The sequence below is a fragment of the Neisseria sp. P0021.S006 genome, from assembly GCF_051956895.1.
The window spans coordinates 1-1,316 of sequence record NZ_JBQCWZ010000383.1 but is presented as its reverse complement, the minus strand read 5'-3'; the positions used below and the strand labels follow the sequence as shown (position 1 = coordinate 1,316).

At 48.6% G+C, this 1,316-nt stretch carries 1 protein-coding gene; it reads left to right on the top strand.

Annotated features, from left to right (window positions below; translation table 11 throughout):
* Nucleotides 1–175: 175 nt before the first annotated feature.
* Nucleotides 176–1,316, top strand: a 1,141-nt coding sequence (locus ACTHUM_RS14330) for an SbmA/BacA-like family transporter (RefSeq protein WP_440403204.1), incomplete at its 3' end; no start/stop codon positions are given.

The following is a 1,316-nucleotide window of genomic DNA, read 5'->3' as shown; positions in this document are numbered from 1 at the left end:
GTAATTTAGTTTTATGATTATATTTGATAAGATTTCTGCTTTCTACAAAAACAAATAAGAACCGTTTGTAAATACAAAAAATACAACAGTTCAGAAAACTATTATTGCAGTTACCATAGTCAAATAAATTTGCCGTCCTTTCAGACGGCCTTTACTTCCTTTCAGAGAACACCTCATGCAAAAATGGCAAATCGAGCTTTATTCCACGCCGTCTTGGCTATTGCAGACCTTATTGATGGTCGCTGCAGCCTCGGCGGTCATTCTGTTTTTTGCACGCAACACACGCTTCGGGCGCGAGTTTAGCTATATCCTGCGGCTGTGTCTGACGCCGAAAAGTACCGTCAAAGTTTTGCTGCTGATTACGGCGATGATTACGCTGCTGCTGACCGAAGTACGGCTGAATGTGTTGAGTACCTTTATGTCCAAAGGGCTTTACGACTCGATGCAGGATTTGAATGCCTCCGCATTTTGGATGTTTGCAGCGATGAACGCGGGCGTGGTGTTGATACGGGCGTTTAACAACGTCGTCAACGACTTTCTCGATCAAGGCTTGGCGATTAAATGGTCGGAGCGGCTCAATGAAGTTTTGACTTCACGCTGGCTTGCCGACAAAAACTACTACCGCCTGCAAATGCGCCGCCACGCGCCGGATAATATCGACCAGCGTATCCAACAAGACGCGCAGGATTTCATCGCCTCGACCATAGAATTTGTGCGCGGCATGGTCAATTCGGTCGTTACCTCTTTGGAATTTGCCGTTGTTTTATGGGGTTTGGCGGGCATCCTGACCGTGTTCGGCTTCGACATTCCGCACGGCATCGTTTGGTTTGTCTATATGTTTGTGATTTTGGCAACCTTTATCGCCATGTGGATAGGCAACCCGTTGATTCGTTACAACTATGAAAACGAAAAGCTCAACGGCGACTACCGTTACTCCCTCATCCGCGTGCGCGACCACGCCGAAAGCGTGGCGTTTTATAGCGGCGAAAAACACGAACACGACCAGCTTTCCGACCGCTTTAAAGCCATTATCCGCAACCGTTGGCGCATTGCGCGACAAAGCGTCTGCCTGAGCGGCTTTAACGATATGTTCACCAACGGCATCAAACTCTTCCCCATTATTTTACAAGCCCCGCGCCTGTTTGCCGGACAAATCAAAATCGGCGACATCCAGCAGACCGTCCAAGCCTTCGCACGACTGCAAAACGCGCTGTCTTTCTTTCGAATGTTCTACAACAAATTCACCGCCTACCGCGCCCGACTGGAACGTCTGTACGGCTTTTTGCTGAGTACGGAAGAAAAACACACCGCACGAC